Here is a 15224-nt window from a genome sequence, read left to right on the forward strand (position 1 = left end):
CATGTGGCCGTGGAAAAGCGTCGTCGGTAAGCTCTGGGGAACGATTACGCTCCTGGTTATTTTTGTGCTCGGGATGCTGGCGCTGTTTCTTCTGGATTATATCGACCAAAACTTCGCCAACTCCAAAGCTGTTAAGCATTTGTTCGTGTACACTTGTATTATCGGTTTCTCGCTTACTACGATCTTTGCTTTCTTTCTCTCAACGAAAATCAGCCAGCCGCTTGTCCAGCTTAAGAATGCTGCGGCACAAATCACCCGAGGCGATTATAAGACAAGGGTTCCGGTAAGGTCTACCGACGAAATCGGCCAGCTTGCCAGCACATTTAATTTTATGGCTATTGAGCTGGATGAGACAATTAAAGACCTTAACCACGAGAAAGAACACTTGTCGAGTATTTTACGGAGTATGGGCGATGCCGTCATTACATTCGACGCAGATGGCAGTGTGATCTTGGCTAACCCGCAAGGTGAGAGGATCCTTCAGGAATGGGGACAAATCCTCTGGGAAGGTACGGAGTCGGAACAGCAGCCTTTGTCTGCGGGCGATTTGCCGGAACCGCTCAGAAAGCTGTTTTATACAGTAGTGGAGAAGCAAAGCGAATTAACGACGAAGCTGCATGTGCAGCAGGAAGTGTGGTCGGTTGTACTTGCGCCCCTTTATTCGAACGATATGATTCGGGGGGCGGTAGCGGTACTCCGGGATGTCACGGAAGAACACCGTTCGGACAAGCTGCGCAAAGACTTTGTGGCGAATGTGTCCCACGAACTGCGGACGCCGATTTCCATGCTTCAGGGTTACAGCGAAGCGCTGTTGGATGACATTGCGGCTACTCCGGAAGAACGGAAGGAACTGGTACAGGTCATCTATGATGAATCTCTTCGAATGGGGCGCCTGGTCAAAGATCTGCTGGATCTTGCCCGGATGGAAGCCGGCCATATGGAGATGAACTGGAATAAAGTCAATGTGTCGGAACTGGCCCGAAGAGTACAGCGCAAGTTCCAGGTTGTGTCCAAGGACCGGGGGATCCCGCTTTATTTGCAGCAGACGTCTAACGATTTGTATCTTGAAGCCGCTGATGAAGACCGCTTGGAACAGGTAATGACGAATCTTCTGGACAACGGGATTCGCCATACTTCTCCCGGCTCGAGTATCACCATTCGGTTGAAACCGATCGAGAGCAGCGCGGACCGTAAGCTCCTGATTGAAATTGAAGATGAAGGTCGCGGTATTCCGGCGGAAGATCTTCCTTTTATCTTTGAACGGTTTTATAAGGCTGACAAAGCCAGAACCCGAGGTAACAGCGGGGGAACGGGTTTGGGGTTATCGATTGTAAAAAATATCGTCGATGCTCACCGGGGGACCGTGAAGGTACAAAGTACCGTCGGACATGGGACGACATTCTTCATCACACTCCCTGGTATACTATAGGTCGAATATAGGACACTTTTCATGGTTTTCTACATGAAAAGTGTCTTTTTTGTTGAAATAAAGAGGAAAATCTTGTTGCTCGTGAAACAATACGGTGGATCGCCTTTACAAAATGTCTTGACAAGTTTGTACATGTATTTTATTGTACTAAGTGTACTATGTGACATAATACACATGATTCAACAATGGAGTTGAAAATATGATCGTAATTAATGAACGCAGTCCCATACCCATTTATGAACAGATTATCCAGCAGCTGAAAGAGCTAATTCTTAAAGGGGCAGTCACGAGCGGGGAAAAGCTGCCTTCCGTAAGAGAGCTGTCCGCTACCATTTTAGTCAATCCCAATACCGTCAGCAAAGCCTATCAGGAGCTGGAGCGCCAGGGCGTAATCGAAACGCTGAGAGGGAAGGGGACCTATGTTTGCAGCCAGCAAGCGGCCAAGATTACACCCGAAATGCTGGAACAGATTCGGCAATCGTTAAAGCAAACAGTGCTGGAAGCCTCTTATGCAGGGATTTCCGGGGAACAGCTGAAGACATGGATTGACCAGTATTTATTGGAACTAAGGAGTGGAACCAATGCTTGAAGTGAAGCAAGTAACGAAGAAAATCGATGGACGGCCTATTTTGCAGAATATAACCTTTTCCTTGGATTCAGGAAGCATAGCAGGGCTGGTTGGACGCAACGGGGCGGGTAAGACTACGCTTCTTCGGACAATGGCCGGCATCTTGGATCCGGAACAGGGCTCGATACAATGGAACAGCGTTTCAGTGCACAGCCATCCAGAAGTGAAGCGGGATATGGTTTACATTGCAGATTCCACCGAGCCGTTTCATGGGTATACCGCTATGGAACTGGCCGATTTATACCAGCAGATCTATCCCAAATTTGACAGGATGTATTTTATGGATCTCATGGAACGTTTCAAGCTGCCTTTTCACAAAAAAATCCGCCATTTCTCTAAAGGGATGAAGGCATTGACGGTGTTGATTTTATCGTTTTCTACTAGGGCCTCCTGCATTTTGCTGGATGAACCTACAAACGGGATTGATGCCATTGTAAAAAAACAAGTATTGTCCCTGCTCGTTGAAGAGGTTGCCGAATCGGGAGTCACGGTAGTAATCTCGACGCATCATCTGGAGGAACTGGAACGGATCGCGGATACCATTTTATTATTTAAAGGAACAACCGTAGAAACGATAGAGGGAAACGGGTCTTCCGGACCGTATGTCAAACTGCAGGTTGTCTTTAGGGAACAGGCACCGGCCGCGCTGCTATCCTTGCCGAATGTAAGAGTCAGCAGCCAGGTTGGACGTGTGTACACACTGTTGATTGAAGATCAGCAGGAGGAAACAGTTAGGCTGTTTGAACAGGAATCCCCGCTGGTTCTTGAGCGCCTGCCTGTAAGACTTGAGGATTTGTTCACTTATAAATTGGGGGACGAACATCATGTGGAATAAATTAGCCTGGAACCGGGCTTTATGGAGCAAAGATTATAAACAGGCGAAATTCTTATTATGGATGCTGCCTGTAATAACATTCCTATTTATGGGATTTAGCACTTACTTCAGTCTGCTTGCCATAGATGACGACACGTTAAAGTGGAGGCTAGCGGATCTAGAGGACGGTGTTTATCAGTTATCAGCGATCACAAATAATGAAGCAATGCTCCGGGTTGCGCTGGCCATCGTGGTGATTCTGTTGGCTGCCCTTCTGATCGGTGGGGAAAGACGGGGATCGATGAATGATTTTTCCTTTTCCCTGCCTTATACCAGAAGCGAGCTGTTTTTTTCCAAGTGGAAGATAGGCGCAGTCTTTCTTATCGCCTCTGTTCTGGTCAATGTTTTGATCGATATAGGATTTACGCTTGCTTCCAAATTTGCGCCCTATTTAGAGCTTGGCTATTACATGAAAGAAACAGGAAGTATGACCATCGCGTTACTCGCTTTATTTACCTTTGCTTTGGTTGTAGGCACTTTTACGGGGAACTGGATTACCCAAGTTGTGCTGACTGGTATTTTCAGTGTGTTCCCTTTTGGATTCTATTTCATATGTACGTATGGCTTTATGATTCACGCTCCTGCTGTGAGGGCAGCACGTTGGAATATTGAGGATAATCCGCTGTTTATTTTCGCATCCAATATGAGTTTAGGGATACACATATTGGATTATACACCGCTCGAACACATTTACGCGTGGGTACCTGTTGTGATGATCCTGATTTTGCTTCCTCTAGGTGCTTGGATTTATGAAAGGAACAAGATTGAGAACAATGGGAAAATGGTGATTTTCCCGATAATAGAACCAGTACTGAAATGGGGGGTCGTTGTTTGCTGCGGTTTAACCGGAGGGATGTTCTTCGAAGGGATAAGCTATGGGGATATGAATAAGGCGGAATATTATACAGGTTTCCTTCTGGCAGCAGCGGCCGCTTACTTGGTAATGAGGTTTGTAATCCGGCGCAGATTTAGAGAAAGATCATAAGGAGAGGAGAATTCACCGCATGGATAGAAAAGAAGCCTACATCCGGCTGGACAACATCAGCCACCAATTTCATATCGGCAAAAAAGGGAGCGAGCGCATTATTCCCGTCCTGCATGAAATCAATCTTCATATTCGAAAAGGGGACATCGTGTCCATCATCGGGCGCAGCGGATCCGGAAAATCTACGCTTCTGAACCTGATCAGCGGTTATATTCGGCCTTCGGAAGGTCAGATCATAATAAACGGCAGAGATGTCAGCAGGCTGTCCGAAGGGGATTGGGCCCATTTCAGGCTGGAACATTTCGGGTTTATATTTCAGAGCTTTCAGTTGATTCCAAGCATGACGGCCTATGCCAATATAGAACTGCCCTTGATCTTGAAAGGAATGGACGAAACGGCACGGCGTGTACAGACGATGGAAATGCTTCGTAAAGTAAACTTGGAAGAGTATGCAGAGCATTACCCAAGCGAGCTTTCCGGCGGACAGCAGCAGAGAGTATCCATTGCACGTGCTCTGGTTGTGAACCCGCCGATCATTCTAGCGGACGAGCCGACAGGCAGCCTGGACAGTGAAAATGAAGACAGCCTGCTTTCCTTTATCCGCAAGTTGAACGAAGAGGAAGGGATCACCTTCCTTATGATCACGCATGACGATAAAGTAGCCTCTATAGCAGATCACATCATCACATTAAAGGATGGGCGGATTGCCTAAAGTTATCTTTTTACAAAAGAAAGTTTCGGAAGAGGGGGAGAGAACCGGAGATGAAGTTCAGGGACAGAATGAGATTCGTTCAGGCGAATATGAAAAAGAATAAATCTAGAGTGTTCATGACTGTGCTAGCGACCGCTATGGGATGTGCATTTCTTATCGTGCTCGCATCCGTCGGATTCGGATTGGAACGAAGTGTTGTTAAAGAGGTGACGGAGGGGCAGCTGTTGACCAAAATTTCCATTGAGGGCAAGAAGGCCGGAAAAGAACATGCCCAGGTGGAGTCTTCCGATGTGCAGGAATTAGAAAAACTGAAATACGTACAGGCTGTCACAGCTCAGCGGACGATTAGGCAGGAAGCCTTGATTTTCTGGGGAAAAGAGAAATTACAGCCCCAAATGGCAGTCACCGACATGGTTTCTGAGAAAAAGGCAGGGTTGGAGCTTGCGATTGGAACGTTACCGGACAAGCCTCAGGAAGTGGTTGTCGGATATCATTTCGCCGCATTAATACTGAAAAACAAGGGAGAAACGCCGGAAGCCTTCCTAAATGCAGCGAAGAAGCTTCTTGGGCAGACGATTGAGCTTGAAGTTCACAGGTATAATGGAACGAAAAAAGAAACAACCCGTATTCCGCTCCAAATCGCCGGGGTCCGAAAGGCACCGTCCAGGGACTATTTGCAGGACTCCTCCGTGATGATGAGTATGGATGTCATGGATCAGGTTGAACAATTTACCCATACCCGAGGCGGATTGGTTTATCCTCTGCAGGAAGAGGGACAGGGGGGAACGGAAATTCCGGCTCCCGAACCGGTTGACAGCAAGAAGCCCGTCACTTACGATGCCGTATCGGTATTTGTCGATGACGCTTCCCATATAAAAGGCGTTTCCGATAAGGCCAAAAAATTGGGATATTTGACTCACTCTGTCGCGGATGAGCTGAAACAAGTGAATCTGTTATTCGGAGTGATGAAACTGGGCCTGCTGTTCGTTGGAACGATCGCTGTTCTGATTGCATCGATCGGCATTTATAATACAATGACGATGGCGGTAACGGAACGGGCGCAGGATATCGGAATCATGAAAGCCATCGGGGCGCATCCTTCTACAATCCGGAAGATCTTCCGGTTGGAGAGTGCATATATTGGAATTCTCGGGGCGCTTGCAGGAACAGCTGTTGCATACGCGGTCAGCGTGCTCGTGAATCTCGTAATGCCTGCGGTCCTTTCAGGTGTATTCAATGAAACCACACCGGACGGACTTCAATTTTCTTACATTCCCGGTTGGCTGGTCCTTGTGTGCATAGCTATCAGTATAGGTGTTGCGGTCGTGTCAGGGGTGCGTCCTGCCGCACGCGCCACCAAAGTGGATGTACTCAAGGCGCTGCGCAGAGATATATAAGGTAAGAAATGATTAGTTCATGTGATACAAAAAAAGCCCTCCGGTTTCCACTGGAGGGCTTTCTATTTTACAATCAATTTAGAGAGTAATTTCTTTGACAGTAATAATTTCCGGAAGCTTAGCTAATTCTTCGACTACAATCTTTGCAGGCTGTTTATCTACGGTCAGAACCATGATGGCTGCGCCGCCGACAATTTTACGGCCTACCTGCATCGTTGCGATGTTCACTTCGTTAGAACCGAGAAGCGTACCTACGCGGCCGATAATCCCCGGTTTGTCGTTATGGGAAATAATGAGCAGGTTGCCTTCCGGCGAAATATCGACCGGATATTGATCCAACTGAACGAACCTTGCTCCGTATCCGTTGAGCAGCGTTCCAGCCAATAGGCGCTCTTCTTTGTTAGATTTCAGCGTAAGCGTGATCAGGTTGGTGAAGCCTTTGGTCGCCGCTGTCTTGGAGACTACGACTTGAACGTCCCGTTCTTTGGCCAGGTGCATCGAGTTCACAACGTTTACGACATCGCCGCCTAGATGATGAGAGAGCACGCCGCGAACCACATAACGAGTGAGCGGATTGGTATCTACATCCGCAAGCTCGCCGGAGTAATTGACGTGAATCTCACGCACAGCGCCAATCGTGAGCTGAGCTAGGAAATGTCCCAGTTTCTCGCCGAGGTCAAAGTAAGGCTGCAGCTTGTTCAGCACATCGGCAGGTACAGGAGGCATGTTAACGGCATTCTTGAACGCTTGGCCGCGAAGAATCAGCAGCACTTGCTCCGAAACGTCGATGGCTACATTCTCTTGTGCTTCCACTGTAGAAGCCCCTAAATGCGGTGTTACGATGATTTGGGGATGCTTCAAGAAAGGATGATCCGGTCTAGGCGGTTCTTCTTCAAACACGTCGAAGGCTGCACCCGCAACGATCCCCTGGTCCACGGCTTCCATAAGCGCCAGCTCATCGATAATGCCCCCGCGCGCGCAGTTTACGATACGCATGCCTTTTTTCATAATTTCGAATTGAGGACGGGAAATCATATGACGGGTTTCCGGGGTCAATGGGGTATGGACTGTAATGAAATCGGCGTTGGCAACAATCTCATTCACAGTGCCAAGCTTTACACCCAGCTTCTCGGCGCGTTCTTCCGTAAGGAACGGATCGTATGCATGGATGGACATGCCGAACGCTTTCGCACGGGCTGCTACTTCGCTTCCGATACGGCCCATACCTAGGACGCCAAGCACTTTGTTTCGCAGTTCGACACCGAGGAACGATTTACGGTCCCATACGCCGTTTACTGTTTTGGCATAAGCTTGAGGAATGTGACGGGCCACAGCCATCATCATTGCGAATGTATGCTCACAGGTAGTGATGGTGTTTCCGTCCGGAGCATTAATGACGATAATGCCGCGCTTCGTAGCGGCGGGAAGGTCGATGTTATCTACACCTACTCCTGCACGCCCTACGACTTTCAATTTCTTGCCGGCTTCCATGATTCGTTCAGTCACTCTGGTCTGGCTGCGGACAAGCAGGGCATCATACTCGCCGATAATGTCGACCAATTCATCCTCGGATAAACCAGGCTTCTTATCCACAGTTACATCGCTTGCATCGTAGAGCAGTTGAATCCCCATATCGCTGATCGGATCTGAAACTAATACCTTGTACATTATTCTTGCCTCCCCTAGTGAATGTAAATCTATTGAAAAGCTTCAAGATGAAGCAGTTTCGGCATCGATTCGCGTTTCCGGATTGCAAAAAACTCCCGGCCTTATACACACGGCTAGCGTATATAAGGGACGAGAGTTATCTTCGTGGTACCACCCTAATTCACCGCCCATACCTGCAGGCAGCCTCATTGGTCTTCAGACCGGAGAAGTAACGGACTCCAACCGACCGCACCTACTTACTTTCAGTGCAATGACTCAGGAATGCTGGAAACATTCTTCCGTACGCCGGTTCGCACCACCCACCGGTTCTCTGGGTACATCCGAATATTCCTTTCCTTCACAGTGTTTATCGTTCTGTATTTTTCATAATGTAACATGGCTGCGTTAAGAGTGTCAATAGAACAACTGCACATTTACGAACATTCACAAAACCTTCAAATCTAATATGCTTTAGGTTTGAGGTCCGCGTAACTCGTAACTTTCGGCAGCGCCGCACGTATATAAAATTGCCGCTGTTGTTGGTTTCCATTGTATCATACTCCTGCGCCAGTGCAATGCATTAAAGCTTGAACCTATAGTAAAATTTAGTTATCATTCTATAAATAAACTTCAATAGGGGGAAAAGTATGAAACCATACACTTCCATAGCTCCGAATGAATTTCTATCAAAATACAAAGAAGGCATGAAGGATGCCGACATTATAGATGTACGCGAACCTGAAGAGTGGGACTATTACCATTTGGAGGAAAGCCGTCTGGTCCCCATGAACACAATCCCTGTAAGCCTGGACACGCTAAGTAAAGAAAAAACGCTGTACGTGATCTGCGCGCACGGCGTTCGAAGTGAACATGTATGCTATTATCTGAACCAGGCCGGATACGGCAATGTTGTCAACGTCGAGGGCGGCATGGCTGCGGTATCCGGCTTGTGCGGGTTCAAGTACGACTGATGATCCTCCTAGCGGACGAGAAGCGGGATTAAAGGAAGTTTCTCATTTGCGTAATACTTGTCCCTATTTTTTAAATAATCACCGGCTCGGACTGCTTCCGTCTCGATCAGCATCAGCGCAATTTCACGTACATTGGTCAGCTTAAGTTTTTGCAACGTTCCGTTTCGGAGCATTTGATCGATGCGGACTGACAAGTCTTGAGGGTCGAACGGTTCATACTGCTTTTCCTCGAGCAGAAGATTCGCCAGGTAAGCGTTTTTTGAGTTGAGACTCAGGCCGCTCCATTGTTTTAGATCGATCTTTTCTGTACCGGGCATAGATGCAAGCTTCAGGTTGGAATCGCCGCCGGCGTTCCATTTAAGAATTGCTTCATAATATTGAGCCTGCGCCAGCAGACCGAAATTGGCAGCTTCCTGCACATACGGGTCGGCCGTAATTTGGCGGATAAAAGCAGCAGTGCCGAGGCCTTCCGCTTTTTCTTTATACTTTGCTGCACTTTGTGAAAACAGTTTTAGGCTCTTAAGGTAATTCTTCTGCGCTTCCTGTAGCAAAGGCGTTGAGCCCGGCATCGAAGATTTGGCAGCTTTCCGGTATTCTTCGTCCGCAATCCGGCTAAGTTCGTTTAGCAAAGATGACGGAGACGCGGAGGTCTGCTGACGGTCCATCGCATCGAGATGGTCGAACCATTTGCCTTGAAAGACACGATAAGGCGAAAAAATGGTATGATAGAAAGAAACAAGTTGCTGTTGTGGATAGGAAGCCGCAGTTGGTTGCTTGCTCACAGGAGACAGTAATCCACTGTATTTGGCTTCCGCTTTTTGGGTTCCGATCTGGACTCCGTAGAAGAAAGCCCCCACAGCGCCAACCAGCATTAGAATAAAGAACAAGGAGAACAGGTACTCTGTACGGGATAGTCTCTTTTCCATGATTTAACTCCTAGTATAGATTTGAATATCAGTATAGGACAAAAGTCGTAAAAATGGAACCACTACGTCAAGACAGGCAGGTCGCTCATGAAAAAATTTAAACTTAACATCAAGCGGATTTCAGCAAATGAGCTAAGCGACAGGATGCTTTTGATCAATTTATACTTTACTCAGCTCCTATCTATAGTTATCGGCTTGATCGTCCTATTTTTTCAGCATCAAAATATAATTGATCTACTGGCGTTACCGCCAAATGTTTCGTTCCTCTACTGGGGAGCGGGGCTCGCGGCTGCCGTGCTGGTTGTGGATATAGTCCTATCCCGGTGGATCCCCGAAGAAGCGGCGGATGACGGAGGAATTAATGAACTGATCTTTAAGAACCGGTCCGTTTGGCACATTGCCGTCATTTCCTTTGTTGTTGCATTATGTGAAGAGATTTTGTTTAGGGGTGCGGTGCAGCATGCTTTCGGACCCTATTGGACGAGCATCCTGTTTGCCGCGATTCATGTCAGATATCTACGGCATTGGATCCCGACGGGACTTGTATTCAGCATCAGTTACGCTATGGGGTGGGTGTATATTCAAACGGGTTCGTTATGGACGCCGATTATCGCTCATTTCCTTATAGATTTGGTTATGGGATTAATTATACGTTTTCGGAGGGAATCATGAGTTTTGAACCGCGCAGCGCTAAACACAGCAGGAAGAGCACGAGGGCGCAGGACGAACAGCCGGCACTGCCTTCAAGAAGGGTGAAGCATCCGTCCAACAAAGAGAAAATGTCCAACTTGTACTATAATTTTCTTATCGTGTTGTTTATTGGTCTTACCGTTGGTTTAATTCTTCGTTTTAAATAAATGAATCTGCAATGAAACCATGAAAATGCAAGAGCCCTCCGTTCCCACGGAGGGCTTTTATGTGCTGTCTCTTGTTCAGGAGGTTCTGTGCGGATCAATGGCTGCAGGGTCGATAAAAGTGTATCCTTTGGATTCAAGCAGGGTCAGCAGTTCATCCAAAGCTTCTGCCGTCCATGGAAGCTCGTGCATGAGGATATTGCTTCCCGGATTGAGCTGCTTCATTACCGTTGCAATGACTTGATCCGGCTTATTTTTATTTTTGCCGAGCCAGTCTTCAGATCCGTTAGACCAGGTCATATACAGCATGCCCAGCTGGGCTGAGGTTTTCCTTACCGTATCTCCCCCGGAACCGAAAGGAGGGCGGAAAAAGGCGGGAGACGTACCGGTTACCTTTTTAACAATAGTTTGTACGTCCGTTAGCTGCTGTTTTACCTTCTGTGCGCTTTGTTTCTTTAAATCGATATGATCCCAGGAATGATTGCCAATGGTCTGTTTGCGGTCATGAATGAGTTTCAGCAGCTCCGGATGTTCTTTTACCCGGTAGCCGTTTACGAAAAAGATGGCTTTCGCTTTATGTTTATCAAGCGTTCCTAAAATACTTTCCAGCAGGGGCTTTTCTTTGGGACCATCGTCAAAGGTAAGCAGTACGGCTTTTTTCGGAGCAGCAGAATTTATGGGTTTAAAAAAATAATTTTTGTTCATATAGTACTGCTTCTGAACCTGTGTCTGCTTATTTGGTCCATTAGGTTGAACCGGTTGTGCCGGTTTGGCCGGTTTGTTACTTTTCGTCGGTTGAGGCGGCTGCTGTGGGGCGGGCTGAGGCTTTTGCGCAATTTCGTTCGCCGCTGCCGGCTCCGAAGAGCCTGCACTATCTGATTTTTCCGCACAGCCGTTTAAAGAAACCAGCAGTGTCAAAGACAATAATCCGATCATCAGTTTATTCATTGTTAGTTTCTCCTGTATTTCATTAGGTATGTAATCAGTGCAAGACATATTGTACCACAGCTGTTAAAGGGTGTTTCCTGTATTTAATATGAATGGAGCGCCGTCCAATCGTGGAAAATAGGTAACGGTACACCCCACTACAAAGCGAATGGAGGAACTTTTCATGCGTAATAGCGGATTTTTAGTTGGTGCAGCTGTCGGAGCTGCGGCTGCCGTGTACTTGATGAACAACAAACGCATGGTGTATTCTACCATGAATTCGCTCGGCGACACGGTTCAGAATGCTAAGGATAAGGTTGTAGGCGCAGCTGCGCACACCCGTTTCGGCAACGGCGGTGCAGTACGCAACAGCCAAGATTCTGGCGGATTGGACAGAGTAGAGGAAATCGTGCACAAAGAGCCGCATTTACAAAATGATGTGGACCAGATCATGAAGGAAAACCGCTATCCGCATAATTAACCTCAAACGGCGCTTTTGAAAAAGAAGGGTGAATCCCCTTCTTTTTTTTTGTGTGCAAAAGCATTGGTTCACCCGCGCGGATAGTTGGTTTATAACTATTATTTAGTAGTGCATTCACTCGAAAAAAATGATACCATAAAAAAGTGAACCCATTTCTCGGTCACACTTTTTTAATTTTTTCATATTCTATTATAACAGATGTTGCAAAGGAGGATCCTTTCATGAAGATAGAACGTTTAAGCCAAGACAAGATAAGGATTTTCCTAACATTAGATGATCTTATAGAGCGCGGCATACAGAAAGAAGATATGTGGAGAGAGATTCCTAAGGTTCACGAGCTGTTCAGCGAAATGATGGACCAGGCCTACTCGGAACTGGGGTTTGATGCTACCGGACCGTTAGCGGTGGAAGTATTCAGTCTTCCGGCCCAAGGGATGGTCGTCATTGTTACCCGCGGCAAGATGGAATCCTCCAAGCACGGCAATGTAATGGAAGAAGATGAAGACGAAGAAGAAATGTACGAAATGGAGGTTACGCTTGAACAAAGCGACCTGATCTCCTATGCATTTCATGATTTTGAGCATCTTATTAGGGTTGCCAAGCTTGTCAAAGCTCAATCGGTTGAAGAAGGGACGTTGTTTTCCTATAAAGGGAAATGGGTGCTTCATATCGAGAATGAAGATCTGGAAGACCGTAAATACCATGCTTTAATTGCCGTGCTGTCAGAGTTTGGGGAAGCTACTTCCGTAACAAGAGCGATGATGGAGGAATACGGCAAAGTAGTAATCGCCGAGAATGCGGTAAGTGTACTATGCACTCATTTCACATAACAGCCACCGTAAGTGGTACAAGAAGCATCCGCAAAGACGCAAGTTTTTGCCAGATGCTTTTTTTTATTCAGCACGCCGGACGGCCGATTCCTGAAGTACATAAGGGGCAGTTTGTGCTATAATAAAGGACGGAAAGGGGGATGCCGATTTTGGCGGTACTATCCTTATTGAGCTCGGCCATAGCACCGGGCGCAGCTTTGCTTGCCTATTTTTACTGGAAAGACCGCTACGACGCGGAGCCGTTTCCTAAAGTGTTTCTTATGTTTATCCTTGGGGCTGTTGCAGTCCTTCCTGCTGTCTTCTTTCAGCACGGCCTTCAATCGTTTACCGGAGAGAGTACATTGGCGTTTTCATTTATAAGTACATCCTTAGTAGAAGAAAGCCTCAAATGGATTATACTCATGGCAATAATTTACAATCATAAAGTATTCGACGAACCCTATGACGGGATTGTATATGCTGTTTCCGTTTCTCTCGGTTTTGCAACAGTCGAAAATATTTTGTATGCGTGGTATACCCAAAATACCTTCTCAGCCATGCTGTACAGAGCCTTTTTGCCGGTATCGGGCCACGCGCTTTTCGGGGTGATGATGGGTTATTACCTGGGGAAGGCTAAGTTTACCTCAAACAAGACCAAATATATCGGATATTCATTGATTCTGCCGATCGTTTGGCACGGATTATTCGACTACATCCTCTTATCTTCCGCTAAATACTGGGCTTGGTTTATCCTTCCTTTTATGGCCGTTCTCTGGATTAGGGGGCTGCGTAAAGTCCACACGGCTAACAGCCGCTCCCCGTTCCGCTGGCTGAAGCGGGATGAAGAGGTTAAATTGGAGGAAATCCGCCCATAATAGCCGTATAAGCTTGATTTGAATCAAGAGATACGGAGGACCTATGTCGAACGAACGAGTGAAAGTAACGATCCGCTGCAGAAAATGCAATGAGAAATTTACGCTGCGGGGCCGGCGGGATAAGGGCCGTATAGATACCGGCTTTAAGCAGTGCCTCTGCAATAATGAGAATGACTTTGAAATTCAGGAAGATTACTTATAACGCTTTGAACATGCATAATCCTCCTTTCTCGGGTCAAACTACCATCAATGTTTGATTCAGAAAGGGGCCCGTTATGTATAAGCGTTTAAGTGCCGTCATGTTTCCGATCTTCGCTGTACTGGCCATTGGTGCCGCACTGTGGGGATACAAAGAGAATCAGGAGAAGAATTCGATCCTGATCAAAGCTGAAAACCAGTATCAGAGGGCTTTCCACGACTTATCCTTCCACGTGGATAAACTGCATACAGAGCTCGGCAATACACTTGCCGTAAGTTCAGGTTCCCAGGCGTCCCAGCGCAAAGGCCTGGTCAACGCCTGGCGGATTACCTCCGAAGCTCAAAATGAAATCAATCAGCTTCCGCTGACGCTCCTGCCTTTTAATAAAACGGAGGAATTTCTTGCGAACATCTCCAATTTCTCTTATAGAGCCGCTGTCAGGGACTTAACGAAAGAGCCTCTCACGGACGGCGAATACAAAACATTAAAATCGCTATACAAGAGATCCCAGGAGATTTCAAAAGAGCTCCGCACGGTTCAGGCCAAGACGATCAAAAACAATCTTCGTTGGATGGATGTCGAGCTGGCTCTCGCTACAGAGAAAACGCCGAAAGATAATACAATTATCGACGGGTTTAAAACCGTAGATAAGCATGTCGATCAATATGAGGATATCGAGTGGGGCCCTACGGCTGCATCGATAGATGCCAACAATAAGCTGGTTGCCCTATCAGGTAAAGAGGTAACGAAAGAGGATGTGGCTCAGCGGGCGAAGTCCTTTTTTGGAATGTCGGCCGGTTCTTCTTTGCGGGTAGTTGAGAACGGCAACGGTAAAGAGTACAGTTCTTACAGCGTTTCTGCAACCAATGCTATGAATCAGAGGGTAATCCAAGCTGACTTTAGCAAAAAGGGCGGCCATTTGATCTACTTTATGCATGACCGCGATGTGGCCCGCAAAGCGTTGAGCATGGACGAATCCGTTCAAGCGGCACAGCACTTCCTGACAAAACGCGGATACAGAGGCATGGAGCCGGTTTCGTACGATGTATACGATAACATTGCACATTTTACTTTTGCTGCAAAACAGGAAGGCGTGATCCTCTACCCTGATAAGTTAACGGTGATGGTAGCGATGGATGACGGGGAAGTGACGGGCATGCAGGCTTCCGACTATGTTTACCATCACAAATCCCGAAAACTTCCGAAACCAAAGCTTACTTTGGAGAAAGCGCGTGAATCATTGAACCGCGACTTTAAAATCAGCGATACGAACCGGGCGCTGATTGAGAACGATCTCCGCCAGGAAGTGCTTTGTTATGAGTTTACTGGACGGATAAACGGTTCCACATACCGGATCTATATTAACGCGGACAATGGACAGGAAGAGAAAATTGAACAAATCACGCAAAGCGATATAGATGTAATGAAATGATTACGGCGAAGGGGTGCGATACAATCGCGCCTTTTCGTTTTTTTTTGCTTTCTAAACGCCCGTGCCGTGTTATAATCA

The 15224-nt window shown here is 47.0% G+C and carries 17 protein-coding genes and 1 other annotated feature; of the genes, 14 read left to right on the forward strand and 3 right to left on the reverse strand.

Features of this window, described 5'->3' with window-relative positions:
- The first annotated feature begins 1 nt into the window (after position 1).
- From ACFSUF_RS05985 to ACFSUF_RS06010, 6 genes are all read left to right on the forward strand, one after another.
- On the forward strand, positions 2–1429 hold the full coding sequence (locus ACFSUF_RS05985) for an ATP-binding protein (protein ID WP_377601107.1): 1428 nt from the start codon (positions 2–4) through the stop codon (positions 1427–1429).
- Between the two features lie 199 nt (positions 1430–1628).
- Positions 1629–2018, forward strand: a complete 390-nt coding sequence (locus ACFSUF_RS05990) for a GntR family transcriptional regulator (protein ID WP_377601109.1) — start codon at positions 1629–1631, stop codon at positions 2016–2018.
- The gene (locus ACFSUF_RS05995; RefSeq protein WP_377601111.1) at positions 2011–2892 is read left to right on the forward strand and encodes an ATP-binding cassette domain-containing protein; all 882 of its coding nucleotides are present in this window, start codon (positions 2011–2013) and stop codon (positions 2890–2892) included. Before ACFSUF_RS05990 ends, ACFSUF_RS05995 begins: the two co-directional genes overlap by 8 nt.
- Positions 2882–3916 carry an ABC transporter permease subunit gene (locus ACFSUF_RS06000; protein WP_377601113.1) on the forward strand — a complete coding sequence of 345 codons (1035 nt, stop codon included), beginning with the start codon at positions 2882–2884 and terminating at the stop codon, positions 3914–3916. The genes ACFSUF_RS05995 and ACFSUF_RS06000 overlap by 11 nt, the downstream gene beginning before the upstream one ends.
- A gap of 19 nt (positions 3917–3935) precedes the next feature.
- Positions 3936–4628, forward strand: coding sequence for an ABC transporter ATP-binding protein (locus ACFSUF_RS06005; protein ID WP_377601115.1), 693 nt, complete (start codon positions 3936–3938; stop codon positions 4626–4628).
- A gap of 50 nt (positions 4629–4678) precedes the next feature.
- Positions 4679–6025: an ABC transporter permease gene (locus ACFSUF_RS06010; protein WP_377601117.1), complete on the forward strand. Its 1347-nt coding sequence runs from the start codon at positions 4679–4681 to the stop codon at positions 6023–6025.
- 78 nt (positions 6026–6103) lie between these two features.
- Here ACFSUF_RS06010 and serA read toward each other — a convergent pair whose 3' ends face one another.
- Positions 6104–7693: a phosphoglycerate dehydrogenase gene (serA, locus tag ACFSUF_RS06015; protein WP_377601119.1), complete on the reverse strand. Its 1590-nt coding sequence runs from the start codon at positions 7691–7693 to the stop codon at positions 6104–6106.
- 122 nt (positions 7694–7815) lie between these two features.
- Positions 7816–8043 (reverse strand) — a binding site (T-box leader).
- Between the two features lie 276 nt (positions 8044–8319).
- Between serA and ACFSUF_RS06020 the strand changes: the two genes are divergently transcribed.
- Positions 8320–8643 carry a rhodanese-like domain-containing protein gene (locus tag ACFSUF_RS06020; protein ID WP_377601121.1) on the forward strand — a complete coding sequence of 108 codons (324 nt, stop codon included), beginning with the start codon at positions 8320–8322 and terminating at the stop codon, positions 8641–8643.
- Between the two features lie 8 nt (positions 8644–8651).
- On the opposite strand, the gene ACFSUF_RS06025 is transcribed toward ACFSUF_RS06020, so the two are convergent.
- Entirely contained in the window at positions 8652–9569 is a 918-nt protein-coding gene (locus ACFSUF_RS06025) for a hypothetical protein (RefSeq protein WP_377601123.1), read from the reverse strand.
- An 87-nt stretch (positions 9570–9656) separates the two neighbouring features.
- Between ACFSUF_RS06025 and ACFSUF_RS06030 the strand changes: the two genes are divergently transcribed.
- Together ACFSUF_RS06030 and ACFSUF_RS06035 are read left to right on the forward strand one after the other, a co-directional pair.
- Entirely contained in the window at positions 9657–10241 is a 585-nt protein-coding gene (locus tag ACFSUF_RS06030; protein WP_377601124.1) for a CPBP family intramembrane glutamic endopeptidase, read from the forward strand.
- The gene (locus tag ACFSUF_RS06035; RefSeq protein ID WP_377601126.1) at positions 10238–10426 is read left to right on the forward strand and encodes a hypothetical protein; all 189 of its coding nucleotides are present in this window, start codon (positions 10238–10240) and stop codon (positions 10424–10426) included. The genes ACFSUF_RS06030 and ACFSUF_RS06035 overlap by 4 nt, the downstream gene beginning before the upstream one ends.
- Before the next feature lie 75 nt (positions 10427–10501).
- Here ACFSUF_RS06035 and ACFSUF_RS06040 read toward each other — a convergent pair whose 3' ends face one another.
- Entirely contained in the window at positions 10502–11371 is an 870-nt protein-coding gene (locus ACFSUF_RS06040) for a polysaccharide deacetylase family protein (RefSeq protein ID WP_377601127.1), read from the reverse strand.
- A 163-nt stretch (positions 11372–11534) separates the two neighbouring features.
- Between ACFSUF_RS06040 and ACFSUF_RS06045 the strand changes: the two genes are divergently transcribed.
- The 5 genes from ACFSUF_RS06045 to ypeB all read left to right on the forward strand — a co-directional run bounded on the left by ACFSUF_RS06045 (position 11535) and on the right by ypeB (position 15146).
- Positions 11535–11831, forward strand: coding sequence for a hypothetical protein (locus tag ACFSUF_RS06045; RefSeq protein WP_377601128.1), 297 nt, complete (start codon positions 11535–11537; stop codon positions 11829–11831).
- A gap of 221 nt (positions 11832–12052) precedes the next feature.
- Entirely contained in the window at positions 12053–12661 is a 609-nt protein-coding gene (locus ACFSUF_RS06050) for a genetic competence negative regulator (protein ID WP_377601130.1), read from the forward strand.
- Positions 12662–12801: 140 nt separating this feature from the next.
- Positions 12802–13515 carry a glutamic-type intramembrane protease PrsW gene (gene prsW, locus ACFSUF_RS06055; RefSeq protein WP_377601132.1) on the forward strand — a complete coding sequence of 238 codons (714 nt, stop codon included), beginning with the start codon at positions 12802–12804 and terminating at the stop codon, positions 13513–13515.
- Positions 13516–13558: 43 nt separating this feature from the next.
- A complete protein-coding gene (locus ACFSUF_RS06060) occupies positions 13559–13717 on the forward strand; it encodes a hypothetical protein (RefSeq protein WP_377601134.1) in 159 nt (52 codons plus the stop codon).
- Between the two features lie 73 nt (positions 13718–13790).
- A complete protein-coding gene (ypeB, locus tag ACFSUF_RS06065; protein WP_377601136.1) occupies positions 13791–15146 on the forward strand; it encodes a germination protein YpeB in 1356 nt (451 codons plus the stop codon).
- Positions 15147–15224 lie beyond the last annotated feature (78 nt).

It is taken from the genome of Paenibacillus gansuensis (assembly GCF_042684925.1).
GTDB lineage: Bacteria > Bacillota > Bacilli > Paenibacillales > DY6 > Paenibacillus_N > Paenibacillus_N gansuensis.

Bases quoted from the DNA above. Each gene is read 5' to 3' on its own strand.
- ACFSUF_RS05985 (WP_377601107.1), top strand. From the start codon at position 2: ATGTGGCCGTGGAAAAGCGTCGTCGGTAAGCTCTGGGGAACGATTACG.
- ACFSUF_RS05990 (WP_377601109.1), top strand. From the start codon at position 1,629: ATGATCGTAATTAATGAACGCAGTCCCATACCCATTTATGAACAGATT.
- ACFSUF_RS05995 (WP_377601111.1), top strand. From the start codon at position 2,011: ATGCTTGAAGTGAAGCAAGTAACGAAGAAAATCGATGGACGGCCTATT.
- ACFSUF_RS06000 (WP_377601113.1), top strand. From the start codon at position 2,882: ATGTGGAATAAATTAGCCTGGAACCGGGCTTTATGGAGCAAAGATTAT.
- ACFSUF_RS06005 (WP_377601115.1), top strand. From the start codon at position 3,936: ATGGATAGAAAAGAAGCCTACATCCGGCTGGACAACATCAGCCACCAA.
- ACFSUF_RS06010 (WP_377601117.1), top strand. From the start codon at position 4,679: ATGAAGTTCAGGGACAGAATGAGATTCGTTCAGGCGAATATGAAAAAG.
- serA (WP_377601119.1), bottom strand. From the start codon at position 7,693: ATGTACAAGGTATTAGTTTCAGATCCGATCAGCGATATGGGGATTCAA.
- ACFSUF_RS06020 (WP_377601121.1), top strand. From the start codon at position 8,320: ATGAAACCATACACTTCCATAGCTCCGAATGAATTTCTATCAAAATAC.
- ACFSUF_RS06025 (WP_377601123.1), bottom strand. From the start codon at position 9,569: ATGGAAAAGAGACTATCCCGTACAGAGTACCTGTTCTCCTTGTTCTTT.
- ACFSUF_RS06030 (WP_377601124.1), top strand. From the start codon at position 9,657: ATGAAAAAATTTAAACTTAACATCAAGCGGATTTCAGCAAATGAGCTA.
- ACFSUF_RS06035 (WP_377601126.1), top strand. From the start codon at position 10,238: ATGAGTTTTGAACCGCGCAGCGCTAAACACAGCAGGAAGAGCACGAGG.
- ACFSUF_RS06040 (WP_377601127.1), bottom strand. From the start codon at position 11,371: ATGAATAAACTGATGATCGGATTATTGTCTTTGACACTGCTGGTTTCT.
- ACFSUF_RS06045 (WP_377601128.1), top strand. From the start codon at position 11,535: ATGCGTAATAGCGGATTTTTAGTTGGTGCAGCTGTCGGAGCTGCGGCT.
- ACFSUF_RS06050 (WP_377601130.1), top strand. From the start codon at position 12,053: ATGAAGATAGAACGTTTAAGCCAAGACAAGATAAGGATTTTCCTAACA.
- prsW (WP_377601132.1), top strand. From the start codon at position 12,802: ATGCCGATTTTGGCGGTACTATCCTTATTGAGCTCGGCCATAGCACCG.
- ACFSUF_RS06060 (WP_377601134.1), top strand. From the start codon at position 13,559: ATGTCGAACGAACGAGTGAAAGTAACGATCCGCTGCAGAAAATGCAAT.
- ypeB (WP_377601136.1), top strand. From the start codon at position 13,791: ATGTATAAGCGTTTAAGTGCCGTCATGTTTCCGATCTTCGCTGTACTG.